Annotated in this window: 24 protein-coding genes; 14 read left to right on the forward strand and 10 right to left on the reverse strand. The window is 72.6% G+C overall.

Annotation, left to right across the window (positions count from 1 at the left end; translation table 11 throughout):
* The 3 genes from OHQ87_RS29780 to OHQ87_RS29790 all read right to left on the reverse strand — a co-directional run bounded on the left by OHQ87_RS29780 (position 1) and on the right by OHQ87_RS29790 (position 1,614).
* Complete coding sequence (locus OHQ87_RS29780) at positions 1-573, reverse strand: DUF5709 domain-containing protein (RefSeq protein ID WP_328343268.1); 573 nt, start codon at positions 571-573, stop codon at positions 1-3.
* A 73-nt stretch (positions 574-646) separates the two neighbouring features.
* Positions 647-1,444, reverse strand: a complete 798-nt coding sequence (locus OHQ87_RS29785; RefSeq protein ID WP_328343270.1) for an ATP-binding protein — start codon at positions 1,442-1,444, stop codon at positions 647-649.
* Positions 1,441-1,614 carry a hypothetical protein gene (locus OHQ87_RS29790; protein WP_328343272.1) on the reverse strand — a complete coding sequence of 58 codons (174 nt, stop codon included), beginning with the start codon at positions 1,612-1,614 and terminating at the stop codon, positions 1,441-1,443. The genes OHQ87_RS29785 and OHQ87_RS29790 overlap by 4 nt, the downstream gene beginning before the upstream one ends.
* A 204-nt stretch (positions 1,615-1,818) precedes the next feature.
* On the opposite strand from OHQ87_RS29790, the gene OHQ87_RS29795 reads away from it, so the two are divergent.
* The gene (locus OHQ87_RS29795) at positions 1,819-3,102 is read left to right on the forward strand and encodes a glycosyltransferase (protein WP_328343274.1); all 1,284 of its coding nucleotides are present in this window, start codon (positions 1,819-1,821) and stop codon (positions 3,100-3,102) included.
* Between the two features lie 4 nt (positions 3,103-3,106).
* Here the strand turns inward: OHQ87_RS29795 and OHQ87_RS29800 are convergent, their stop codons facing one another.
* The 4 genes from OHQ87_RS29800 to aroA all read right to left on the reverse strand — a co-directional run bounded on the left by OHQ87_RS29800 (position 3,107) and on the right by aroA (position 7,582).
* Positions 3,107-3,961 carry a hypothetical protein gene (locus OHQ87_RS29800; protein WP_328349054.1) on the reverse strand — a complete coding sequence of 285 codons (855 nt, stop codon included), beginning with the start codon at positions 3,959-3,961 and terminating at the stop codon, positions 3,107-3,109.
* Between the two features lie 60 nt (positions 3,962-4,021).
* Positions 4,022-4,840 carry a histidinol-phosphatase gene (gene hisN / locus OHQ87_RS29805; protein ID WP_328343276.1) on the reverse strand — a complete coding sequence of 273 codons (819 nt, stop codon included), beginning with the start codon at positions 4,838-4,840 and terminating at the stop codon, positions 4,022-4,024.
* 341 nt (positions 4,841-5,181) lie between these two features.
* Positions 5,182-6,114 (reverse strand): ribosome small subunit-dependent GTPase A, encoded by a 933-nt coding sequence (gene rsgA, locus OHQ87_RS29810; protein ID WP_328349056.1) that lies wholly within the window; start codon positions 6,112-6,114, stop codon positions 5,182-5,184.
* Between the two features lie 166 nt (positions 6,115-6,280).
* Positions 6,281-7,582 (reverse strand): 3-phosphoshikimate 1-carboxyvinyltransferase, encoded by a 1,302-nt coding sequence (gene aroA, locus OHQ87_RS29815; RefSeq protein ID WP_328343277.1) that lies wholly within the window; start codon positions 7,580-7,582, stop codon positions 6,281-6,283.
* A gap of 102 nt (positions 7,583-7,684) precedes the next feature.
* On the opposite strand from aroA, the gene OHQ87_RS29820 reads away from it, so the two are divergent.
* From OHQ87_RS29820 to rsrA, 5 genes are all read left to right on the forward strand, one after another.
* Entirely contained in the window at positions 7,685-8,383 is a 699-nt protein-coding gene (locus tag OHQ87_RS29820) for an SOS response-associated peptidase (RefSeq protein WP_328343279.1), read from the forward strand.
* Positions 8,384-8,583: 200 nt separating this feature from the next.
* Positions 8,584-8,976, forward strand: a complete 393-nt coding sequence (locus OHQ87_RS29825; protein ID WP_328343281.1) for a WhiB family transcriptional regulator — start codon at positions 8,584-8,586, stop codon at positions 8,974-8,976.
* Positions 8,977-9,008: 32 nt separating this feature from the next.
* Positions 9,009-9,611: an alpha/beta hydrolase family protein gene (locus OHQ87_RS29830; protein ID WP_328343283.1), complete on the forward strand. Its 603-nt coding sequence runs from the start codon at positions 9,009-9,011 to the stop codon at positions 9,609-9,611.
* Between the two features lie 222 nt (positions 9,612-9,833).
* On the forward strand, positions 9,834-10,655 hold the full coding sequence (locus OHQ87_RS29835; RefSeq protein ID WP_328343285.1) for a sigma-70 family RNA polymerase sigma factor: 822 nt from the start codon (positions 9,834-9,836) through the stop codon (positions 10,653-10,655).
* Between the two features lies 1 nt (position 10,656).
* Entirely contained in the window at positions 10,657-10,944 is a 288-nt protein-coding gene (gene rsrA / locus OHQ87_RS29840) for a mycothiol system anti-sigma-R factor (RefSeq protein ID WP_328343287.1), read from the forward strand.
* 102 nt (positions 10,945-11,046) lie between these two features.
* Here rsrA and OHQ87_RS31495 read toward each other — a convergent pair whose 3' ends face one another.
* The gene (locus tag OHQ87_RS31495) at positions 11,047-11,121 is read right to left on the reverse strand and encodes a 50S ribosomal protein bL37 (protein WP_369700219.1); all 75 of its coding nucleotides are present in this window, start codon (positions 11,119-11,121) and stop codon (positions 11,047-11,049) included.
* 233 nt (positions 11,122-11,354) lie between these two features.
* On the opposite strand from OHQ87_RS31495, the gene OHQ87_RS29850 reads away from it, so the two are divergent.
* Positions 11,355-11,570 (forward strand): biotin/lipoyl-binding carrier protein, encoded by a 216-nt coding sequence (locus OHQ87_RS29850; RefSeq protein WP_091241253.1) that lies wholly within the window; start codon positions 11,355-11,357, stop codon positions 11,568-11,570.
* Complete coding sequence (locus tag OHQ87_RS29855) at positions 11,567-12,100, forward strand: GNAT family N-acetyltransferase (RefSeq protein WP_328343291.1); 534 nt, start codon at positions 11,567-11,569, stop codon at positions 12,098-12,100. The genes OHQ87_RS29850 and OHQ87_RS29855 overlap by 4 nt, the downstream gene beginning before the upstream one ends.
* Before the next feature lie 85 nt (positions 12,101-12,185).
* On the opposite strand, the gene OHQ87_RS29860 is transcribed toward OHQ87_RS29855, so the two are convergent.
* Positions 12,186-12,755, reverse strand: a complete 570-nt coding sequence (locus tag OHQ87_RS29860; RefSeq protein ID WP_328349058.1) for a TetR/AcrR family transcriptional regulator — start codon at positions 12,753-12,755, stop codon at positions 12,186-12,188.
* A 106-nt stretch (positions 12,756-12,861) separates the two neighbouring features.
* On the opposite strand from OHQ87_RS29860, the gene OHQ87_RS29865 reads away from it, so the two are divergent.
* On the forward strand, positions 12,862-14,451 hold the full coding sequence (locus OHQ87_RS29865) for an MDR family MFS transporter (RefSeq protein ID WP_328343292.1): 1,590 nt from the start codon (positions 12,862-12,864) through the stop codon (positions 14,449-14,451).
* 103 nt (positions 14,452-14,554) lie between these two features.
* Here OHQ87_RS29865 and OHQ87_RS29870 read toward each other — a convergent pair whose 3' ends face one another.
* Positions 14,555-16,381: a tetratricopeptide repeat protein gene (locus OHQ87_RS29870; protein ID WP_328343293.1), complete on the reverse strand. Its 1,827-nt coding sequence runs from the start codon at positions 16,379-16,381 to the stop codon at positions 14,555-14,557.
* A gap of 190 nt (positions 16,382-16,571) precedes the next feature.
* Here OHQ87_RS29870 and OHQ87_RS29875 point away from each other — a divergent pair, with 190 nt between their 5' ends.
* From OHQ87_RS29875 to OHQ87_RS29895, 5 genes are all read left to right on the forward strand, one after another.
* The gene (locus OHQ87_RS29875) at positions 16,572-17,603 is read left to right on the forward strand and encodes an SIS domain-containing protein (RefSeq protein ID WP_328349060.1); all 1,032 of its coding nucleotides are present in this window, start codon (positions 16,572-16,574) and stop codon (positions 17,601-17,603) included.
* Between the two features lie 52 nt (positions 17,604-17,655).
* Entirely contained in the window at positions 17,656-19,179 is a 1,524-nt protein-coding gene (locus tag OHQ87_RS29880) for a sensor histidine kinase (protein WP_328343294.1), read from the forward strand.
* Between the two features lie 262 nt (positions 19,180-19,441).
* Positions 19,442-21,094 carry a glycosyltransferase family 2 protein gene (locus OHQ87_RS29885; protein ID WP_328343296.1) on the forward strand — a complete coding sequence of 551 codons (1,653 nt, stop codon included), beginning with the start codon at positions 19,442-19,444 and terminating at the stop codon, positions 21,092-21,094.
* A complete protein-coding gene (locus OHQ87_RS29890; RefSeq protein WP_328343298.1) occupies positions 21,091-22,086 on the forward strand; it encodes a glycoside hydrolase family 26 protein in 996 nt (331 codons plus the stop codon). Before OHQ87_RS29885 ends, OHQ87_RS29890 begins: the two co-directional genes overlap by 4 nt.
* Entirely contained in the window at positions 22,083-23,618 is a 1,536-nt protein-coding gene (locus OHQ87_RS29895) for a glycosyltransferase family 39 protein (protein ID WP_328343300.1), read from the forward strand. The genes OHQ87_RS29890 and OHQ87_RS29895 overlap by 4 nt, the downstream gene beginning before the upstream one ends.
* Positions 23,619-23,625 lie beyond the last annotated feature (7 nt).

The following is a 23,625-nucleotide window of genomic DNA, read 5'->3' on the forward strand; positions in this document are numbered from 1 at the left end:
TCAGTGCGCCTCGGGCGGCCGGGTCTCGTGGACGGCCAGCTCCTCGGCGCTCGCGCCGCCGCCGGCCGCGCCCGCGTCGTACGCGACGTTGTCGGTCTCCTGGTCGGTGCGGGCCCCCTCGTCCGGTTCGACCAGGCGGCCCACCTGCGCGTCGGCAACCGTGCCGAGCTGACCGTGGTCGTAGATCGAGACCGGGGAGTCCGGGTCGGAGGTCGGGCCCGGGTCCAGCACGTCGGCGTCGAGTTGGGCCTGCGCGGCGGCCTCCTCGTTCTCCGCCTCGGCGGCGATGTCCGGGTCCACCGGGCCGGCCAGCGGGTCGTCGGCCCGCCGCTCGTACTGCTCGCGGTCGAGCTTGTAGTCGAGCGACTCCCCGTCGAGCTGCTCCTCGGCGGTGGTGCCGAAGTCGTCGACGGCCACCGGGGTCCGGTCGCCGGGCAGCTGCGCCGGGTCCGGGCCGTCCGCCTCGCGGCCGGTCAGCACGTCGTCGTTGGCGGTCGAGTCGTCGTCGGCGGTGTCGGGCAGGCCGAGCGCCTCGGGGTCGGACACGGGGGTCGGGAACTCGTCGTCGCGCATGGCTGATCACTACCCACTGCCATGGGCCGGTTAACCGGGTCCCGCTCCCCGGATCGGGACGAAAAGGCAGGAATCAGTCGTGGTGCCAGTGCGACTCGTCCTCGGTGTGCAGTACGCACCAGATCACCTTGCCGTCCGGGAGCAGGGTGCTGCCCCAGCGTCGGGCCACCGTGTCGATCAACAGCAGCCCCCGGCCACCGGCCGAGGTGAGCGGGGCCAGGCCCGCGTACCTCGGCTGTTGCCGCGAGTGGTCCCGGACGGACAGATGCAGGGTGCCGGCGCCCGGGGCAAGCCGCAACGTCATCGGGGTTGACGCGTGCGCCACCACGTTGTTGACCATCTCGGTGACCGCGATGCAGGCCGGTTCGGTCAGCTCCGGCATCCGCCACCGCTCGCAGCCGTCGGCGACCAGTTGCCGTGCCCGCCGGGCAGCCCCGACCGCCGGCATCAACTCCTCGGTCAACACCGCCGCCAGCGGCGTACGGGCCAGCGCGGCCGTCGCCTCGGCGGGGTCAGGGTAGACCGCCGACTCCGCCGCGGCGGCCCCGGTGACAGTGCCGGCCGGGTCGACCACCAGCAGGTCGGCGGCGGGCCAGCCGGACACCGCCTGGCGTACCTCGGTCAGCAGCCGGCCGACGGACGCCCCGACGCACCGCAGCTCGGTGAGGTCGACCACGATCGGACCGGGCCGGTCGCCGAGACGGGCGAGCAGGGCGTCGCGCACCCGGTCGGCGTCGGTCGGTTCCCACACCCCGCTGAGCCGGACCAGCGCCGAGGAGTCGTCGACCACCACCCGGCAACCCGGCGTCGGTGGACGGACCGGCGCGGGAGTGCCGGGCCCGGGACGGGTCGGCCGTTCGGTGCCGCTCATCGTGGGCCAGCCCGTCCGGGTCGACCCGGCGCGATGGTCGTGCCCACGGCTGCGGCGGTGCCCACGGCGACGCCGGGCCGGGGGACGGGGCGCGCGGGGGTGGCGTCGATCCCGCCGGAGGCGCCGGTGACCACCACGGTGGCCTCGGCGGTGATGCGGGTCGTCGGCATCCCTGGTCGGTACCCCCGACCGGACCGGGTCATGCCGAAGCACGGCCATGGGATTCCTGATCCGACCGGGCGTCGGGCGCTGGTCACCACGGCCCCGGCAGTCGCTGACCGCTTCCGATCTGCGAGGTTTCGGCTCGTCGGACGCAGGTTAATGGGACGCTCTGACCGGAAGCCCACCCCTCGCAGATCGCCTGGAGGTGCACCATGCGCATCGGCCTCGTCTGCGCGCACGCCGGGCCGTCCCGGCACGCGGAAGGACCGCCCGTCGGCACCCACGAGCACGTCGCCCGGGTCGCCGGCGAGCTGGCCGGGCGCGGCCACGACGTCCGGCTGTACGAGCGGCGCGAAGACCCGGCCCTGCCGGCGAGCGTGGAGATCGACGGCTACCGGGTGGAACGGGTGCCCGTCGGCCCGGCCCGGCCCACCGCCACCGCCGAACTCGTCCCGTTCGTCCCCGAGTTCGGTAGCTGGTTGGCCGACCGCTGGGCCGGGGAGTGGACGCCCGAGGTGGTGCACGGTCACTACTGGCTCGGTGGTCTGGCCGCCGCACACGCAGTCCGCGAAACGGATATTCCGGTGGTGCAGACCTTCCACTCGCTCGGCGTCGAACAACGGCGTCACCTCGGCCGGCAGTACGACGGCCCCGGTGAGCGGATACCGCTGGAGCGGGCGCTCACCCGGGCGGTGGACGTCGCCGTCGCCCAGTGCAACGACGAGGTCGACGAGCTGACCCGGATGGGGCTGCAACGCACCTCGGTGGCGATGGTGCCGACCGGGGTGGACGTCGAGCGGTTCCATCCCGACGGCGAGGCGGCCCCCCGGGACCAGCGGGCCCGCATCCTCTCCGTCGGCGGGCTCTCCCCCGGGCACGGTCAGGACGACCTGATCCGGGCGATGCGGCTGGTCGGCGACGCGGAACTGGTGATCGCCGGGGGACCGCCGGCGGACCAGTTGGCCACCCACGCGGAGGCCCGGCGGCTGCGGGACCTGGCCGAGCGCACCGGGGTCGCCGACCAGGTCATCCTGGTCGGCGCGGTGCCGCACGATCAACTGGCGACCTGGTACCGCTCCGCCGACGTGGTGGCCTGCACCCCGCACTACTCCTCCGCAGGGCGGGTGTCGCTGGAGGCGATGGCCTGCGGGGTGCCGGTGGTCGGCTATGCCATGGGCGGGATCGCCGACGCGGTGGTCGACGAGGTCACCGGCCGGCTGGTCCCCCCGGGCGACGTCCGGACGCTGGGCATGACGCTGCGCCGGCTGCTCGCCGACAACGCCGGGCGGTTCGCGTACGGGCACGCCGCGGTGGACCGGGTCCGGTGCAGCTACACCTGGGAGCGGACGGCCGGCGCGTTGGAACGGCTCTACGAGCGGGTGGTGGGCCGGCGAGCACCGGCCGAGGTGGCCGTCGAGGTGCCCGACACGGTGCCGGTCGAGGGCGACGTCGACGCTGCGGTCGAGGAGACGACCACCGGCCCGGTCGGGGTCTGAACGGTCAGGTGTGGGGGACCGCGCCCACCATGGCGCGTTCCCGGGTCCGGGTCACCGAATGGTGGTGCTGGGGTGCGGCGTACCGGGTGAGCCCGATCACCGAGGCGAGGGTGATCAGGAAGCCGACGGCGGCCAACCACTCCCGGCCCGGCCAGATCTTGTCGTCGAGCAGCAGCAGGCCGACGATCGCGGCGGGCACCGCTCCGGCGGCGTCCATCGCGGCGACGGCGGCCGTGGTGGAGCCGCGCTGCATGGCCAGACCGAGCAGCAGCTGACCCACCAGCGAGTGGACGATCAGCAGGTAGAGCAGCGGATCCCGGACGAACGCCTCGGCCGACGGGGCGGAGGCGAGCGGCCGGGCGGCCACCGCGGCGGCGGAGAACGCCAGCCCGGCCAGTGAGCCGAGGGCCACCGAACCGGGTGCCCCGTGCAGGCGTACCGCGAAGAAACCGAGCAGCCCGATCACGCCGAGGGCCACCGTCAGCGCGATCAGGCCGGCGGTACCGAGCCCTTTCGAGGGGGCCGGCTGGGCGGAGAGCACCAGCGCGGTGATCCCGGCGAAGAGCAACACCAGCAGCGCCACCTCGGCGGCGGGCAGCCGCCACTTGAGCACCACCACCCCGAGCAGGGCGGTAACCCCCAGCCCGGCCGCCACGCTGGCCTGGACCAGGAACAACGGCAGGTCCCGGCGGGCCAGGAAGGCCAGCACGAAGCCGATCACCTGGCAGAGCAGCCCGATCAGGTACGTCCGGTGCCCGGCCAGCCGCAGCAGCAGCCCCGGGTCGAAGGTGTGGTGCACGGTCGTCCGGGCGGCGGCGACCGACTGGAGCATGTTGGCGAAGCCGTACGCGACGATCATCGCCGCGAGGAAGCACCAACCGGAGGACACCACCTGGCGAGGATAAGGGGTTGCGTGGGTTCAGCGCGCGGCTGACCGACCCAGCCGGGAGAGGACCTCGGCGTGCAGCGGCCCGTTGGTGGCGATCGCACTGATCTCACCGGACGTCCTCCCACCAGGGGCGGGAACCCCGTCCCGGGTGGTGAGGGTGCCCCCCGCCGCGGTCACGATCGGCACCAGCGCGGCAATGTCCCAGAGCGACAACTCCGGCTCCACCATCACGTCGAGTGCCCCCTCGGCCAGCAACATGTAGCCGTAGAAGTCGCCGTACGCGCGGCTGCGCCAGGTGTCCCGCATCAACTGGAGCACCGCGTCCAGCCCACCGGCCGCCTCCCAACCGGTCAGTGACGAGTAGCAGAAGCTGGCGTCGGCGAGATCGCGTACCCCGGAGACCCGGATCGGTTCGCCGGAGGCGGCGTCCGGGCCGGCGTACGCCCCGATGCCGGGTGCCCCCCACCAGCGCCGGCCCAGGGCCGGGGCGGAAACCAGACCGGCCACCGGGCGATCCCCTTCCAGCAGCGCGATCAGGGTGGCCCAGACCGGCACCCCCCGGACGAAGTTCTTGGTGCCGTCGATCGGGTCGATCACCCAGCGCCGGTCGTCCGGGCCGGTCGCCGGCTGCTCGCCGTACTCCTCGCCGATCAGCCCGTCGTCCGGCCGGTGGGTGGCCAGCAACGCCCGGATGGCCCGCTCCACCGAGGTGTCCGCATCGGAGACGGGAGTCAGGTCCGGCTTGGCCGTCACCCGCAGATCCAGCGCCCGGAACCGGTCCATCGAAATGGCGTCCGCAGCATCCGCAAGCCGATGAGCAAGATCGATGTCGTCCGCATACCCCGTCACCCCAGCACCCTAACCCCACCCACCCCTTACCCCACCCACCCCTCTCCCCTCCCTCCCCGCCCTCGCCCACGCCCCCCGCCTCGCCCCCGCCCACGCCCCCCGCCTCGCCCTCGCCCACGCCTCCCGCCTCGCCCCCGCCCCCCGCCCCGGTGATCAAGAGGTTTACGTCACCCAAACTCCCATTCCTGCCCCAAACTTCTTGATCACCGAGCACCACCGCCGTCCCACTCCCGTGATCAAGAGGTTTGCGTCACCTGGCGGCTGGAGTTTGACGGAAACCTCTTGATCATCGGGGCAGGGCAGGGCAGGGCAGGGCAGGGCAGGGCAGGGCAGGGTGGGGGTTATGAGCCGGCCAGGGGGTCGCCGGGGTTGCGTTCGGGTTCGTGGGGGTCGACGTCGCCGGACCGGGAGGCCAGCAGCCGACGGTACGAGGCCAGCCGGCGCTGGTCGGCCTTGCCGGTGGCCACCCAGGCGTCCAGGGCGCAGTCCGCCTCGTCCGGGGTGTGCGGGCAGTTAGGCGGGCAGTCCAGCGTCCCCTCCACCAGGTCGGGGAAGCCGTGCAGCAGGCTCTCCGCCGAGACGTGGGCCAGCCCGAAGCTGCGTACCCCGGGGGTGTCCACGATCCAGCCCGGGTCGCCCTCGGCATCGGGGGTACGCGGCAGCCGCAACGCCACCGCGCTGGTGGAGGTGTGCCGGCCCCGGCCGATCGCGCTGACCACGCCGACCGCCCGCAGCGCCTCCGGCACCAGCCGGTTGACCAGGGTCGACTTGCCGACCCCGGAGTGCCCCACCAGCACCGACACCCGGCCGGCGAGCAGGGCGCGCAGCGCGTCCAGGTCGGAGTCCGGCCGAACCAGCACGTACCGCAGTTCCAGCTCGGCGTAGTAGCCGACCACCTGGTCCGGGCCGGCCAGGTCGGCCTTGGTCAGGCAGAGCAGCGGCTCGATGCCGGCGTCGTACGCGGCGACCAGGCAGCGGTCGATGAACCCGGTCCGGGGTGGCGGGTCGGCCAGCGCGCTGACGATCACCAGTTGGTCGGCGTTGGCGACCACCACCCGTTCATGCCGCCCCTCGGCGGTGTTCTCGTCGTCGTCGGCGGTACGCCGCAACGCCGAACGCCGCTCGACGATCCGGACGATCCGGGCGAGGGCCCCGTCCGCGCCGGAGACGTCCCCGACCAGGCTCACCCGGTCGCCGACCACCACCGACTTGCGGCCCAGTTCGCGGGCCCGCATGGCGGTGATCGCGCCGTCGTCGGGGGCGTCCGGGAGCACACAGGTGTACCGGCCACGGTCGACGGCGATCACGAACCCGTCCACCGCGTCGTCGTGCCGGGGGCGGGTGCGGGTACGCGGACGCGAGGACCGGCCGGGACGGACCCGTACGTCCTCCTCGTCGTACTCCCGTCGTTTGGTCGTCAGGACCCTGCCCCCTCCGCCGTCAGCTCTTGTCGGTCACCATCGCCGACCATAGTGCCGGGAACTCCGGCATGGTCTTCGAGGTGCACGACACGTCGTCCACCTCGATGCCCCCGACGACGAGCCCGACCACCGCGGCGGCGTGCGCCATCCGGTGGTCGGCGTGGGTGCGGAAGGTGCCGCCGCGCAGCGGCCGGGGCCGGATCTCCAGCCCGTCGGCGGTCTCGGTCAGGTCGGCGCCGAGCGCGGTGAACCCGCGGGCCAGCGCGGCGAGCCGGTCGGTCTCGTGCCCCCGGATGTGCCCGACCCCGGTGAAGGTCGACGGCGAGTCGGCCAGCAGGGCCAGCGCGGTCATCACCGGGGTCAGCTCGCTGACGTCGGACAGGTCGGCGGAGAGTCCGTGCACCGTGCCCGTGCCCCGGACGGTCAGCCCTTCGGTGGTCAGGGCCACCTCGCCGCCCATCCGGTGCAGCAGCGAGCGGAGCTGTTCGACCGGCTGGACGCTGCTGTGCGGCCACCCCTGCAACGTCACCTCACCGCCGGTGACCAGGGCGGCGGCGAAGAACGGGACCGCACCGGAGAGATCGGGCTCGATCTCCCAGCCCCGACCGGCCAACGGCCCCGGCTCGACCACCCAGACGTCGGGGACGCTGTCGTCGACGGCCGCCCCGGCGGCCCGCAGCATCTGCACCGTCATCCGCAGGTGCGGGGCGGACGGCACCGGTGGCCCCTCGTGCCGGACCACCACGCCCCGGTCGAAGCGCGCCCCGGCGAGCAGCAGGCCGGAGACGAGCTGACTGGAGGCGGAGGCGTCGATCACCACCTCGCCGCCGGTGACCCGGCCGCCACCCTGCACCACCAGGGGCAGGCTGCCGGTGGCCGGCGTCTCGATCCGGACGCCGAGTGAGCGCAGCGCGCCGATCAGCGGGCCGAGCGGTCGGACCCGGGCCTGCGGGTCGCCGTCGAAGGTGACCCGCCCCTCGGTGAGGCCGGCGACCGGCGGGACGAACCGCATCACCGTGCCGGCGAGACCCACGTCGACGTGGGCCGGGCCGACCAGCGGGTGCGGCCGGACCAGCCAGCGCTCGTCGTCGGAGACCGAGACGTGCGCGCCCATCGCACGCAGCCCACCCGCCATCAACTCGGTGTCCCGGGCCCGCAGCGGCCCGTGCAGCGTCGACGGGCCGCCGGCCAGGGCGCTGAGCACCAGGGCCCTGGCGGTCATCGACTTCGAGCCGGGCAGGCGCAGTGTCGCCGTGACCGGGTCACCGGCGGTCGGCGCGGTCCAGGGTTGTTGCGCACGGGCGGCGGTCAGGTTTCCCACGGTCGCATTCTGCCAACCCGGTGGGGCCGTCGGGCCGACTGCCGGGGTGACTCCCGGTTGGCGGGACAGCCGACGGCGGCGCGGGGCGTTACCGTGGGCGCCATGTGCGGCAGGTACGCGACCACCCGGAGCGCCGGGGACCTGAGCGCCGTCTTCGAGTCGTCCGACGACACCGACGGCGGGCTCCGGCCCGACCACAACGTCGCCCCGACCGATCCGGTGCCGGTGGTCCGGGTCGACGCGGAGCAGGGGCGGGTGCTCTCGGTCGGCCGCTGGGGGCTGGTGCCGCACTGGGCCAAGTCGGCCAGCGGGGCGGCCCGCATGATCAACGCGCGGGCCGAGACGGTCGCCACCAGCCGGGCGTACGCGGTGCCGTTCGCCCGCCGGCGCTGCCTGGTCCCGGCCGACGGCTGGTACGAGTGGGTACGTCTGGCCGGTGGCGGCAAGCAGCCGTACTTCATGACCCCGCACGACGGGTCGGTGCTGGCGCTGGCCGGCATCTGGTCGCGATGGGAGTCGCTGCTCACCTTCAGCGTGCTCACCACGGCAGCGGTGGGTGAGCTGGCCGAGGTGCACGACCGGATGCCGTTGCTGTTGCCCGCCGACCGCTGGGCGGACTGGCTGGCCCCGGCCGACGATCCGGCGGCGCTGCTCGTCCCGCCGCCGCCGCAGTGGCTCGACGGGCTGGAGATCAGGCCGGTCGGGCCGGCGGTCGGCGACGTCCGCAACGACGGCCCAGGGCTGATCGAGCGGGTGCCGGTGGACCGGGAACGCTCCCAGGAGGAGAGCGCGCTGTTCTGAAGGCCATTGGTGACATAGTCGCGTACCAATTGCCAGAGTTCTGGGCGAAACGTCGCTCGGATCTTCGGCCATCTTTCCGGCAGACCCCTTGTCCCGGTGGCCGACGGTGCGATAGAACACAGCGCTGGCACTGGGAGCGTCTTCGCGCAGTGTGAACGACGCCCGTCGATCTTGCCGGTCCCACGGGGGAGGTGGGTGTGATGACCCGGGCGCGTATGCCCCGTCCGCACGAGGTGGCCGCCGCACGGCGAGATCCTCGATTGTTACGGGCGTTGCGGGACCGCCGTTCCGACGATGCCTGGCGGACCAGAGGAACCTGCCAGAGTGTGGACCCGGAGACGTTCTTTCCGGCGCCCAACGAACCGGCCGACGCGGCCGTCTCGCTCTGCCGCAGCTGTGACGTCCAGGGTTCCTGTCTGGCCTGGGCATTGGAGGTGGGAGACACCCACGGGGTGTGGGGCGGCACCACGCCCCGCGAGCGTCGGGCCATGCTTGTCGCCTGGCGCGGCGAGGTCGAGTCCGATCCCGACGCCGCCGACGCCGCCGGCCCACCGGTGCGGGACCGGCTGCTCACCCTGGTGCCGTTGAGCTGATCCGTCCGACGGCGACGGCGCAGAATGACCAGGTGCCGCACCTCGACACCCCCCGCGGCCCGGCCCGGGTCGACACCGACCTGCCGGCCGGTCCACCGACGTCCCTGCTCGTGCTCGGGCACGGGGCCGGTGGGGCGGTGGACGCGCCTGACCTGCTCGCCCTGCGTGACGCCGCGTGGGGGGCCGGGGCGGTGGTGGCCCGGGTGACCCAGCCATACCGGGTGGCCGGCCGCCGGGCCCCGGCCCCGGCCGGTCACCTGGACGAGGCGTGGACGGCGGTGCTGGCCGTGCTGCGGAGCCGACATCCCGGCGTACCGCTGCTTGTCGGCGGGCGGTCCAGCGGCGCCCGGGTGGCCTGCCGGACGGCGCGTGCGGTGGGCGCGGTCGGGGTGGTCGCGTTGGCCTTCCCGCTGCACCCGCCCGGCCGACCGGAGCGCTCCCGGGCCGACGAGCTGGTCACCGGGCTGCCGACGCTTGTCGTCAACGGTGACCGGGACCCGTTCGGGGTACCCGCCGCCGGTGGGTCGGTCGAGGTGGTGGTGCGCCGTGGCGAACGGCACGACCTACGTCAGGACCCGGCCGGCGTGGCCGACGTGGTGCTCACCTGGTTGCGCGCCCACCAGTGGGCGCGCTGACCCCGGGTCACCCGTTTCCGCCCCGGCGGACCCGTCGTTGCATCCGATGGTGTCGGCCTTCCGGTTCGGGCGGTCGGGACCGTCCCTCCCAGGCCCTTCCTGGTCCCAGCCCCCGGTAGCCGACCGGCGGGCCGGGACCAGGAGCGGGAGGCCGGTGGAATGTCCGGCCCACGGTCGGGCGTTACGACTCCCGGACGAGGAATCTGGCGAGGGGGGTGACCGGTGCCGACCGAGACACGGAGCCGGGAGCGTGACGAGCGGGACGCGCGGCAGCTCAGACGGCTGTTGGACGGCCCGGACTGGCCGGCGGTGGGGACCGGCCCCGGGGTGGTGAGCACCAGCACACCCGGCGGAACCGAAGCTGCGGACCGGTTCGTCCGCGTATCCTCGGCGGGACAGCATCCGACGCGAGGGGATGTGCGGTTGACCACCGAGAAGACGGACGAGCGCAGGGCCCGCTTCGAGCGGGACGCGATGCCCTTCGTCGATCAGCTCTACGCTGCCGGGCTGCGGATGACGCGGAACCCGGCAGATGCCGAGGACCTGGTCCAGGAGACGTACCTGAAGGCGTACGCCGCCTTCCACCAGTTCGAGCAGGGCACCAACCTGAAGGCCTGGCTCTACCGGATCCTGACCAACACCTACATCAACTCCTACCGCAAGCGGCAGCGCCAACCCATCCAGGCGCCCACCGAGGAGATCACCGACTGGCAGCTCGCCGAGGCCGAGTCGCACACCTCCAGCGGGCTGCGGTCGGCCGAGACCGAGGCGCTGGACCGGTTGCCGGACAGCGACGTCAAGGACGCGCTCCAGCAGTTGCCGGAGGAGTTCCGCCTGGCGGTCTACCTGACCGATGTCGAGGGCTTCTCGTACAAGGAGGTCGCCGACATCATGGGCACGCCGATCGGCACCGTGATGTCCCGGTTGCACCGCGGGCGTCGCAATCTGCGCAAGCTGCTCGAGCGGTACGCCGCGGAGCGCGGCTTCAGCGCCGCGCAGCCCGCGAAGGGCTCGACCGCCACCGCTGCCAGCCGGGAGGTGTGACGTGAGCTGTGGGAAACCGCACGAGACGGACTGCCGGGACGTGCTAGCCGAGGTCTACCTCTACCTGGACCTGGAGTGCGCCGAGGAGCGACGCTCGCTGATCCGTTACCACCTGGAGGAGTGCGGGCCCTGCCTGCGGGAGTACGGCATCGAGCAGGAGGTGCGGGCGCTGGTGGCCCGGTGCTGCGGCAACGAGACCGCCCCCGACCAGCTGCGGGAGCGGCTGCGGGTACGCCTCACCGAGCTGGTGGTCTTCGAGGCCAGCGAATCGCGCGAACTGGCCGAGTGACGTACGGACACGACGGTGGCCCGGGTCGAGTCGACCCGGGCCACCGGTCTGTCCGGCTCCGGGCCGGCCCTGGACGTCGCGGCGGATGCCCGCCGGGACGACTCAGGAGTTGGGGCGCTTGCCGTGGTTCGCGCCGCTCTTCTTGCGGGCCTTCTTCTTGCGGGCCTTCTTCGCCATGCTGACCTCCTCGTGATGGGTCCGACCCCTGCTGCGGCGACCCTCGGCACCGGTGTCCGCCACCGGTCCTCCCGGCGTCGGGGTCCGACCCGATGATGCTAGTGCGACCGGCGCCCGCCGTCGCGCACCGGGGCGGCGTGGAGCAGCCCGGTCCCGCCGCTCCGCACCCGTACGGGGCCGGTACGTGATTGGATACCGAACGCAGACACACCCGGTGGAGAGGGAGGGCCGTGATGGCCGAGGAGATCCGCGCCGAGATGGTGGCCAACGTGTGGAAGGTCGTGGCGTCGACCGGGGACACCGTGTCGGAGGGGGACACGCTGGTGATCCTGGAGTCGATGAAGATGGAGATCCCGGTCGTCGCCGAGTCCGACGGCGTGGTCGAGCAGCTCGTGGTCAACGAGGGTGACGTGGTGCAGGACGGTGACCTGATCGCGGTGATCGGTTGACCCCCGGGAACCGGTCGACCGGTTTGCTGGTCCGACGGGCCGTGCCGGCCGAGTTCGCGGCGGTGGCCCGGCTGACCGTCGCCGCGTACGAGGCCGACGGTCAGCTCAAGGGCGAGCACGGTTACGGCGGGGTGCTGGCCGACGTGGCCGCCCGGGCGGAGCACGGCGAGATCCTGGTCGCCGTCGACGAGGTGACCGGTGCCGTCCTCGGCTCGGTCACCTTCGTGCTGCCCGGCAGCCCATACGCGGAGTTGTCCGGACCGGGCGAGGCGGAGTTCCGGATGTTGGCGGTGGACCCGGCCGCCCAGGGGCGGGGTGTGGGCGCGGAGTTGGCCCGGGCCTGCCTGTCCCGGGCCGCCGACCAGGGCTGCGCGGCGGTGGTCATCTGCGTCCGCAGCGGGCTCGCCGACGCCGCGCACCGGTTGTACGCGGGGCTCGGCTTCGTCCGTACCCCCGAGCGGGACTGGTCGCCGCTGCCGGGCGTGGACCTGCTCGGCCTGCGCCGCGAGCTGACCTCCGGCCCGGCCTGACCCTGCCGCCTCCGGTCCTGTCGCCTCCGGCCTGGTCCGGCCGCTTCAGATCCGGCCCTGTCGCCTCCGGCCCGGCCGGCGCGGTCTACTCGTCCATGCCGGCGATCAGCTCGCCGGCCACTTCCAGGGCGATCGCCTTGCGCTCGTCGTCGGTGATGTCCGGGGTCCGGACGGCGAACCAGCTGCTGTGCACGGCGAACAGGACCAGGGCCGCCCGGAGTTGGGCCCGGGGCGAGTCGTCGCCCAGGCAGATCGCGTCGGCCAGCCGGAACATCCGTTCGCGCATCTGCTGGCCTGCGGTGAGGCTCTTGAGCACCGTCTGATTCTGCTCGAAGAAACGCATCACCGAGGGTTGCCCGGTGGTGAACATGGTGTCGGCGTACTGGCTGACCAGCGCCTGTCGGGTGGCCCGGTTGGCCGGTTGGCCGTGGGCCCAGTCGATCAGCTCGTCCATCCGGTGCAACCGGTCCTCGACGTAGCTGTTGACGATCTCCTCTTTGCTCTTGAAGTGGTAGTAGAGGGCGGCCTTGGTCACCCCGAGCCGCTCGGCGATCTCCCGGAGCGAGGTCTTCTCGTAGCCCTGTTCGGTGAAGAGCTCCAGCGCGACGGCCTGGATGCGCTCCCGTGTGCCGCCTGTGCTCTGACTCACCTGCACCACCCAACTCACTTGACGGGGTCCTGCTGTCCAACTTACCGTGCGGCTAGTAAGGTAACTAGCCGGGCGGCAAGTAAGTGCGATAGATCTCCGGGGGAGCTTACCCATGACTCAGCAGAACCAGGCGACGGCGAAACCCAACATCCGGGTGGTGCTGTTCGGTCTGATGATCGCGATGATGCTCGCGATGCTCGACAACATGATCGTCAGCACCGCGCTGCCGAGGATCGTCAGCGAGTTCGGCGGCGTCAACCACTTCACCTGGGTGGTCACCGCGTACGTGCTGGGCACCACCGTCTCCACCCCGATCTGGGGCAAGCTCGGTGACCTGTACGGTCGCAAGGCGGTCTTCCTGACCTCGGTGGTCATCTTCCTGATCGGGTCGATGCTGTGCGGGATGTCCGGTTCGGAACTGCTGGGCGGCACCGGCAACGGGATGGTCGAGCTGATCGCGTTCCGGGCCGTACAGGGGCTCGGCGCCGGTGGCCTGATGGTCGGTGTGATGGCGATCATCGGTGACCTGGTGCCACCCCGTGAGCGGGGCCGCTACCAGGGCATGATCGCCGGGATCATGGCGATCGCCATGGTCGCCGGCCCACTGGTCGGCGGTTTCATCACCGACAACCTCTCCTGGCGCTGGGCGTTCTACGTCAACCTGCCGCTCGGTGGCCTCGCGCTGCTGATCCTGGCCACCACCATGCACCTGCCGAAGTACCGGACCGAGCACCGGATCGACTGGCTCGGCGCGGCGCTGCTCTCGGTCGGCATCACCGCGATCGTCCTGGTCACCACCTGGGGCGGCAACTCCTACGACTGGGCCTCCCCGCAGATCCTCGGTCTCGTCGCGCTGGCGCTGGTCAGCCTGGTCGCCTTCGGTTTCGTCGAGCACCGGGTCGCCGAGCCGATCCTGCCGCTCGGCCTCTTCGCCAACCGCAACTTCACGCTGATCTCGGCGATCGGCTTCCTGCTCGGCTTCGCGATGTTCGGCGCGATGAACTTCCTGCCGCTCTACCAGCAGACCGTGCAGGGCGCGTCGGCCACCAACAGCGGCCTGCTCCTGCTCCCGATGATGTTCGGCATGCTTGTGGTGTCCCTGGTGATCGGCCGGGCCATCACCAAGACCGGTCGCTACCGGATGTACCCGATCGCCGGTGGTGTGTTGATGGCCCTCGGCATGGCGCTGCTGTCCCGGCTGGAGGTCGACACCGGCAAGGTCGAGTCGTCGCTCTACATGCTGATCCTCGGCGCCGGCATGGGCTTCCTGATGCAGACCTCGATGCTGATCGCGCAGAACAGCGTGGAGCAGAAGGACCTCGGTGCGGCAAGCGGTGCGGCCACCTTCTTCCGCTCGATCGGCGGCTCGTTCGGCATCTCGCTCTTCGGTGCCGTCTTCGCCAACCGGCTCGCCGGCTCGGCGGCCGGCAGCGCGTTCGAGGGTGGCACCGGCGAGGGCCAAGGGCTGGACCTGGTGAAGCTCGGCGAACTGCCGGCGCAGCTGCGCGAGGTGGTGCTGGGCGGCCTCTCCGACGCCATCTCGCACGTCTTCCTCTGGGCGACGGTCATCACCGTCGCGGTGCCGGTGCTGGCCTGGTTCATCCGGGAGATCCCGCTCCGCACGGCGAACGAGGTCCCGCCGGCGGACGCCACCGGCGAGGAACAGGCCGAGATCGCCCTGGGCAGGGCCCCGGTCGCCTGACCCCGTCCCGACCCGTCGCGGCCGGTCCGTCCCCGTCCGGGTGCGGGCCGGCCGCGCCCGTCCCGAGCCCGGCAGGGCCGGGCCGGGTGGGGTGCCCGGCGGGTCAGGGGCGACGGCGGAACGGGCCGGTGAGGCGACGCCAGGCGCGGGCGAGTCGACCGGCCCGGCCGGTCCGGGGCGGGGAGGCGAGGAGCCGGTGGGCCAGCGCGGTGGTGGTCGGGTCCACGGCCGGGGTGGCCAGTGCCAGGTGGGCCAGGGAGATGGCGATCGGCACCGGCCGCCCCTGGGCGACGGTCGCCACGTCGGTGAGGCGCTCGGCCACCAGGTCGGCCACGTCGGGGCGTACCGCCGGGTCCACCCAGGCGGCGGTGACCAGGGCGAACAACGCCGCCTCGGTGATCCAGTCCTCGACGCCCCAGATCAGCTCCACCAGCACCCGGCGGCGGGTCGAGGTCGTCCACGGCTCGTCGGTGCGGTGGTGCAGCAGGCCCAGGCAGGCCCAGACCTGGACGCAGCGCACCCAGAGCGACGGGTCCTGGCCGGTGAGCACCCGGCCCAGCGCGGTGGGTGGTGCCTCGGGCGGGTGCACCAGCAGGCCCAGCAGGTCGGTCAGCTCCAGGGTGGCCAGCCCGACCGCCGCGTCGTACGCGGCCGGTGGATGTGGCCACGCCGGGTGGGCGAGCTGGCGTACCCGGTCTGCGGCGGCGGTGGACGGGGCGGGCAGGGTCGGCGCGGCGCTGGTGCCGTCGTAGCGCCAGAGCTGGCACTCACCGGCCCGGCGCGGCTCCCGCGGGTCCGGCTCGGCGACCCCGGTCACCTCGACGTAGAGGCCGGGCACGGCGGCGGTGACGGTACGCATCGCGCTCGGCGGTTCCAGGGTGTCCAGACGTACCGCCGCGTCGGGGAGGCCGTCGGCGGCGAGCGCCCGGCGCAGCGCGTCGACCATCGCGCCGGTGGCCGGGGTGACCTGCCCGAGCCAGGGGCGTGCCCGGCAGGACTCGGCGAGGTCGGTGTGCTCGTGGCTGTCGTCGGGGTGGTCCCGGGTGAAGTCGGCGAGGGCGACCAGGTGGCCCACGTCGCCGTCGCGCAGGAACCGCAGCCGGTGCGCGGTGTGCACCGCGCAGTCGAAGGTCGGGTCGCGGGCCAGGGCCCGGTCGATCCAGTCGAGAGCCTGGTCGAGCCGCCCGTTGTCGGCCAGGGTGCCGGCGATGTCCGCATAGACGGCGAGGTCGTCGGGTTCGTGCGCGACGGCCCGCTCCAGGGCGGCCAGCGCCTCCCGGGTCCGGCCGGCGCTGCGGTACGCGTACCCGAGCCAGACCTCGCCGAGCTTGGACGGCGCGAGGCGTACCCCCCGGCTGGCCCAGGTGACCGCGAGGGTGGCCTCGCCGAGCCGCCGGGCCAGCGCGGACGCCGCGCCGAGCAGGAGGGCGTGCCGGGGGTGCGCGGCGACCGCGTGCCGGGCGAGGGCGAGGTAGGGCCGCAGGGGCACCCGGCCGGTCCGGGGCACCGGGTCGGGCACCGCGGCGCAGACCTGCATCAGGATCCGGGCGCACCGGTCCGGGTCGAGTCGTTCGGCCAGCTCGGGGGCGGTCACCCAGGGCACCCCGGCCCAGTCGACGCCGGGGGCGTGGCCGGTGGCGGCGACCAGCAGGTCCAGCCCTTCGGCCGGGCGGCCGGCGGCGGCGAGCAGGTGGGCGCGGGCGACGACGGCCCCGACGTGTGCGCGGTGACCGAGCGGGAAGAGGTCGAGGTCCCCGCCGGAGGCGGCGGCGATCCGGGCGAGCGTCTCGTGCGTTTCGGGCAGGGTCGGTGCCAGCACCAGCGCGGCGGCGAGGTGGTCGGCGGCGTGGGTCAGGTCGCCCTCGTCGAGTGCGAGCCGGGCGAGGGCGAGTTCCTCCGCCGCGGTCAGCGCGGGTGGATCCTCCGACACGTCTGCCTCTCGCTCGCAGGGGGGTTGCCAGGGCTGGGCAAGCGTAGGGGATGCCGGCAACAAGTGTGGATCGACTGCGCGTTACTGCTCACTGGATTGTCTGAGACGGCAATATCGTGCAAGACTGAACATGAAACGCGCGGCTATCGCGCAAGGAGGGGAGTTTTCCGTGACACAGCCAGGGGTCGGGATGGCCGCCGACATCGACGAGCAGCCCGCCGGTTACGCGCGGCTGCTCTCCGCCGAGCACACCGGGGCGATCACCCGGGTCGCGGCGGCCGTCGCGCAACGCCGCCCCCGGCACGTGGTCTTCACCGCCCGGGGCACCTCCGACCACGCCGCCCTCTACGGGGCGTACCTCACCGAGATCCGGCTCGGGCTGCCCGCCGGGCTCGCCTCGCCCAGCGCGGTCACCGTCTACGGGGCCCGTCCCGACCTCTCCGACGCGCTTGTCGTCGGAGTCAGCCAGAGCGGCGGCTCACCCGACCTCACCGAGGTGCTGCGCACCGCGCGCGAACGCGGCGCGCTCACCCTGGCGGTCACCAACGCCCCCGACTCGCCACTGGCGCAGGCCGCCGAGCTGGGCGTGGACATTGCCGCCGGGCACGAGCGGGCGGTCGCCGCGACGAAGACGTACACCGCCGAACTGCTCGCCCTGCTGCTGCTGGTGGAGGGGATCCGGGCCGGCGACGGCGGGCTGCCGACCGACCAGCGGGCCGCCCTGGACCGCCTCCCCGAGCTGGCCGAGCGCACCCTCGCCGACCCCACCCCGGCCCAACTCGCCCCGCGCTACCGGTTCGCCGGCCAGCTCGTCACCACCGGCCGGGGGTACGCGTACCCGACCGCCCGGGAGGCGGCGCTGAAGCTGATGGAGACGTCCTACCTGCCGGCGCTGGCCTTCTCCGGCGCGGACCTGCTGCACGGCCCGCTGGCGATGACCGACCCGGACGTGCCGGTACTGGCCGTGGTCGGCTCCGGCCCCGGCGGCCGGTCGATGGGCGAGGTGCTGCCCCGGCTCGGTGAACGCCGCGCCGACGTGGTGGTGGTCGGCTCGGCCGAGGTCGCCGGGGTCACCCGGATGGCCGTGCCCGAGGTCGACGAGCGGTACGCCCCGCTGCTGGACATCCTGCCGTTGCAGCGGCTCGCGCTCGCCCTGGCGCTGGCCCGGGGCGAGAACCCGGACGCCCCGCGGGGCCTGAAGAAGGTCACCGCGACGATGTGACAGGGGTCGGCCAGCGGGACGGGACACCGGCGGCCGTGGCACGCTGTGTCTCGTGTCCACGCTGCGCGACCTCGCCGAGGAGCACACCAAGCTCCGCCCGGCCGACATCGACCACCTGCACCGGATCGCCGGCGACTGGCAGTTGCTGTCCGACCTGTCCTTCGCCGACCTGCTGCTGTGGGTGCCGGTGGACGACGACGGGACGTTCCTCTGCGTCGCCCAGGTCCGCCCGACGACCGCCCCGACCGCCTACCTGGACGACCAGGTGGGGCGGATCGTGGGTGGGCCGGAGGTGGCCCACCTGGAGGTGGCGTACCGGCAGGGCCGGATCTGGCGGGAGGGCGATCCGGTCTGGTACGGCGACGTGCCGGCCCGGCACGAGGCGATCCCGGTCCGGCTGCGGACCGCCGAGGGGGAGGCCGGCGAGGTGATCGCGGTGGTCGGCCGGGACACCAACCTCTCCACCGCCCGCACCCCCAGCCAGCTGGAGCTGAACTACCTCACCACCGCCGACGACCTGGCCCAGATGATCGCCGACGGCACCTTCCCGCCGCCCCGGCACCCGGGCGAGACCACCTCGGCGCCCCGGGTGGGCGACGGGCTGGTCCGCCTCGACGCGGGCGGCAAGGTCACCTACGCCAGCCCCAACGCGCAGTCGGCGTACCGCCGGTTGGGTTACGCCTCCCACCTGGTGGGCGAGGATCTGGCCAAGCTGCACCGCCGGCTGGCCAGCGACCCGCTCGACGGCACCGAGGCGGCGAACGGCATCCTCGCCGCGCTGCGCGGCGAGGGTCCGCCCCGCCGGGAGATCGACGCCCGGGGGGCCACCATGCTCACCCGGGCCCTGCCGCTGATGCCCGCCGGGGTGCCGATCGGCGCGCTGGTCCTGGTCCGCGACATCACCGAGGTACGCCGCCGCGACCGGGCCCTGATCACCAAGGACGCCACCATCCGGGAGATCCACCACCGGGTGAAGAACAACCTCCAGACCGTCGCCGCGCTGCTGCGCCTGCAGGCCCGCCGGGTGTCGATGCCGGAGGCCCGGGTCGCCCTGGAGGAGTCGGTACGCCGGGTCGCCTCCATCGCCCTGGTGCACGAGACGCTCTCCATGTCCAGTGACGAGGCGGTCGAGTTCGACGGGATCGTCGACCGGGTGGCGAGCGCGGCGACCGAGGTGGCCGCCACCGAGGTGAGCGTCGGGATGCGCCGTACCGGCAGCTTCGGGGTGCTGCCCGCCGAGATCGCCACCTCGCTGGTGATGGTCCTCAACGAGTTGCTCCTCAACGCCGTCGAGCACGGGTTCCCGCCGGCCGAGGAGGGAGGCGAGCCGGCAGAGCCGGACGCCCCGCCGGAGGTGGTCGTCTCGGCCCACCGGCACCGCAAGCAGTTGCACGTCTCGGTGGCCGACAACGGGCGCGGCCTGCCGGCCGAGTTCGACGCCGACCGGGGCGGGCGGCTCGGGTTGCAGATCGTCCGGGCGCTGGTCACGGGGGAGTTGCGCGGCAGCATCGAGCTGCGCCACGGCCCGGCCGGGGGCACCGAGGCGGTGCTGGTGGTCCCGCTGGCGAAGGCATGAACCGGGCCGGCCGATGACGGTCCGGTTGCCTGGCGGTGACGCTCGGGTGAATGTGAGCAGGGTGACGGGGGATCTGGTGCCCGATGTGGCATTCGATCCATTTACGGGCATTGACACCTTGCGGACGACTGAATAGTTTTCTAGCTCAACCATCAAGCAGGCACGGCCATGCCGCCGTGCCCGGCTTCCTGGACGCGTCCGGCGACATCTCGCCCGCACTGTCGGGGAGACGTGCTGCTTGGCGAGCGGGGGAGACGGAGCGATGACCTCACCACCTGCGGTCGACCCGGCCGCGGTGCTGTCGCCGACTGCGGAGTTCCGGGTACCGACCCAGCTGTCGAGGTGGACCCCCCGCAGGCCCACCGGCGCGCCGCACCGGCCCGCGTACGCCCCGGTGCCGCTGCCGCCGACGGACGACGAACTGGTCTCCTACCGCAAGCGGCGGATGGCCGCGCTGATGGTGCCGTCGCTGATCAGCTTCGGTTGCCTGATCACCAGCCAACTGCTCTTCGTCCGGCTCACCCCGTGGCTCTGGCTGCTCGCCCCGCTGCTGTTCTTCACGATCGTCTACTACCTCATCTCGCTGGCGGTCAACCTGTTCACCCCGGGCTTCGACATGGCCCGCCACCAGGAGCTGGTCCGGACCTGGCGGCCGGCGCGGCACCCGAGCGTCGACGTCTTCCTGCCGGTCTGCGGCGAGCCGCCGCACGTGCTGCGCAACACCTGGGAGCACGTCCGGGCGATGGGCGGTCACTACCGGGGCGAGGTCACCGTCTACGTGCTCGACGACTCGCCCAACGAGGCGATGGAACGGATGGCGCTCGCCTTCGGCTTCGTCTACCAGCGGCGGCCCAACCGGGGTTGGTTCAAGAAGGCCGGCAACATGCGGTACGCCTTCGAGCGCACCATGAGCGACTTCATCCTGGTCCTGGACGCCGACTTCGTCCCGCGCAAGGACATGCTCGACCAGATGCTGCCCTGGTTCGACGCCGAGCCGAAGACGGGCATCGTGCAGTCCCCGCAGTACTTCCGGGTGCACCTGGGGCAGACCTGGGTGGAGCGTGGGGCCGGGGCGGTGCAGGAGCTGTTCTACCGGTCGGTGCAGGTCTCCCGGCAGGCGCACGACTCGGCGATCTGCGTCGGCAGCTGCGCCATCTACCGCCGGGACGCGCTCTTCTCCATCGGCGGATCCACCCTCATCGAGCACTCCGAGGACGTGCACACCGGCTTCGACCTGCGGATCAAGGGGTGGAACCTGCGGTACATCCCGGTCGTGCTGGCGGCCGGGCTCTGCCCGTCGGACGTGGACTCGTTCTTCACCCAGCAGTACCGCTGGTGCGCCGGCTCGATGAGCCTGCTCGGCTCCAAGAAGTTCTGGTCGACGAAGCTGCGGCTGCGGGCCCGGCTCAGCTACATCTCCGGCTTCTGTTACTACCTGCACACCGGGCTGTTCACCTTCGTCGCGCCGATCATCCCGGTGCTGATGCTCACCGCGTTCGCGCACCAGATCGCGCTGGCCAACTACCTGCTGATCGTGCCCAGCGTGGTCTACAACATGATCATTTTCCCGTTCTGGCACCGCAACCGCTACGGGCTGGAGAGCTGGACGGTCAAGATGATCTACGGCTGGGCGCACGCCTTCGCCATCATCGACATCGTCCGGGGCCGGCGGATGGGCTGGCAGCCCACCGGCGGCACCGCCAAGAAGAGCAAGACCAGGCGGTTGTGGACCGGAATGCGGGTCTGGACCGCCGGTAGCGGCCTGGTCTGGGCCGGCGCCGCCGGCTGGCGGATGCTCGTCGAACCGGCCCCGTGGATCTTCGTACCGGCCCTGCTCAGCGCCGTCTTCTACCTGGCCGTCGTCGGGCAGGCGCTGCTTGTCGACCCGGAGAAGGACGTCGAGGTCGTGCGGTGAGGACGAAGTACCTGGTCACCTTCATGGTGGTGCTCGCGCTGGCCTTCACCGAGTTCGCCGTGCTACGCAAGGTGGACATCACGGTCACCGAGGCCGGCGGACCGGCCGGGGTGGCCGCCGCCGAGAAACAGGTCCCGGCGTACGACGTCACCGCGCTGAAGTCGCCGAAGGGCAAGTACCTCGGCGTCACCGTGACCGGCGGCGCGGAGATGGACCGGGTCAGGAAGTTCGCCGAGGAGACCGGCAAGACCCCGAACCTGGTGGCGATCTTCGAGAGCTTCGACGACAAGTTCGCCGCCAGCGAGGTCCGGGAACTGCACAACTACGGCGCGCTGGCGGTGATCCGCTGGGAGCCGTACGACGTGCCGCTGCGGGACATCGCCGCCGGCAGGCACGACGCGTACGTCAAGGAGTTCGCCACCGCCGTACGTGCCCTGAACCTGCCGATCGCCCTCACCTTCGCCCACGAGATGAACGGGCACTGGTACTCCTGGGGCACCAAGAAGACCAGCGCAGCGGAGTACGTCGCCGCCTGGCGGCACCTGCACGAGATCTTCACCCAGCAGGGCGCGACCAACGTGATCTGGACCTGGACCCCGAACGTCGTCAACTACCTGCGCAAGGTCAGCATCAAGGCGCTCTACCCCGGTGACGCCTACGTCGACTGGGTGGGCATGGACGGTTACTACACCAACCGGGGGCCGAAGACGTTCCAGGACCTCTTCGTCCCCACGATCACCCAGATCCGCGCCTTCACCAGGCGTCCGCTGCTGATCGTGGAGACCGGCGTCGAACCGAGCGCCCGGCGGCCGGGCCAGATCACCGACCTGCTGACCAACGTGACCCGGCGCAAGGACTTCCTGGGGGTGGCGTACTTCAACATCAACGGCTCCGGGAAGTGGAACATCGACCGGGACGACGCCGCGCTGCGCTCGTTCCGCCGTTCCGCCGCGAAGGACACCTACGGCTTCGACATCAGGACGGTGAAGTGACCGCGCCGGCGATCCAGTGGACCGGGCAGGCCGACCCGGCGGAGGTGACCGGCACGGTCGTACCGGTGCGGTCCGGGGGCCGGGGCGGGTGGTGGGCGCTGCTGCCGGCCGTCGTCGCGCTCGGCTTCGGCTGGTGGCGACTGGACGCCCGGGACCTGTGGAACGACGAGCTGGTCACCTGGCACGTCACGGCGCTCTCGGCCGACCAGTTCCGGATGCTGGTCGGCAACATCGACCTGGTCCACGCCGGCTACTACGTGATCATGTCGGTGCTGACCACGTTGACCGGGGACTCGACGATCGCCCTGCGGCTGCCGTCGGTGATCGCGATCGGGCTCACCGCCGGACTTGTCACGCTGATCGGGCGGCGACTCTTCGACACCCCGGTCGGTGTGCTTGCCGGGCTGGTCTTCGCCCTGCTGCCCACCGTCTCCCGGTACGCCCAGGAGGCCCGGTCCTACGCCCTGGTCACCCTGGCGGCGGTGGCGGCCACCTGGCTGTTCCTGCGCGCGGTGGACCGACCCACCCGGGGCCGCTGGTGGGCGTACGGCGTGCTGTTGGTGCTGGTCGGCTGGCTGCACTTCGTCGCGTTGCTGGTGGTGGTCGCGCACCTGTTCCACCTCTGGCGGTCGGTCGGCGGCGAGGAACCGAGGTGGCGGTGGGCGGCCTCCACCGGCATCGCCGGGCTGTTCGTCCTCCCGGTGCTGATCCTCGCCAGCCGGCAGTCCGGGCAGATCTCCTGGGTGGAGAACGACGCCGACGCCGTGCTCCGTTTCCTGGCGAACCTGACCGGCACGACGGCGACGCTGGTGCTGGTCGCGGCCCTCGCCGTCCTCGCGGTGGCGGTGGCCGGGCGGCAACGGCGGGCGACGGTGCTGATGCTGCTCGTCTGGGCCCTGCTGCCCCCGATCGCCGGTTACCTGACGTTCAGCGTGGTGCATCTCTTCCTGGCCCGGTACTTCCTGTTCACTGTCCCGGCCTGGGCGCTGCTCGCCGCGTTCGCGGTCTGCCGCACCGCCCAGCTGCTGACCCGGGGACGACTGCCGGCGGCCTGGCTGGCCGGTGCGCTGGTGCTGCTGCCGGTGCTGGCCTGGCAGACCCTGCCGGCCCAGGAGAAGGTGCGGTCCAACGAGGCCGACGGGCAGCCCCGCTACCTCGACGCGGTCCGTTACCTGGGGACACAGGTCAAGCCGGGCGACGGGGTCGCCTACAACGACGGGTTCGGTGGCCCCAGCGACGTGGCCCGCAAGGCCGTCGACTACGGCCTGCGCGACCAGTCGCGGCCCAGAGACGTCTTCGTGGCCGTCGCGGCCCGGCAGACCGGCTGGCTGACCGCCCGCGAGTGCCCGGAACCGTTGCCCTGCCTCGGGGACACCAGGCGGCTCTGGCTGGTCGAGACCGAGCACCTCAACGATCCGTTGGCCGGGCTGCCGCCGGCCCGGGAGGCCCTGCTGCGGCAGCGTTTCCTGATCCGGCACGTCGAGCGGTTCGACCGGGTCCGGGTGGTACTGCTGGAGCGCAAGCCGGCCTGACCGGTCG

The sequence above is a fragment of the Micromonospora sp. NBC_00421 genome (genome assembly GCF_036017915.1).
Classification (GTDB): Bacteria; Actinomycetota; Actinomycetes; order Mycobacteriales; family Micromonosporaceae; genus Micromonospora.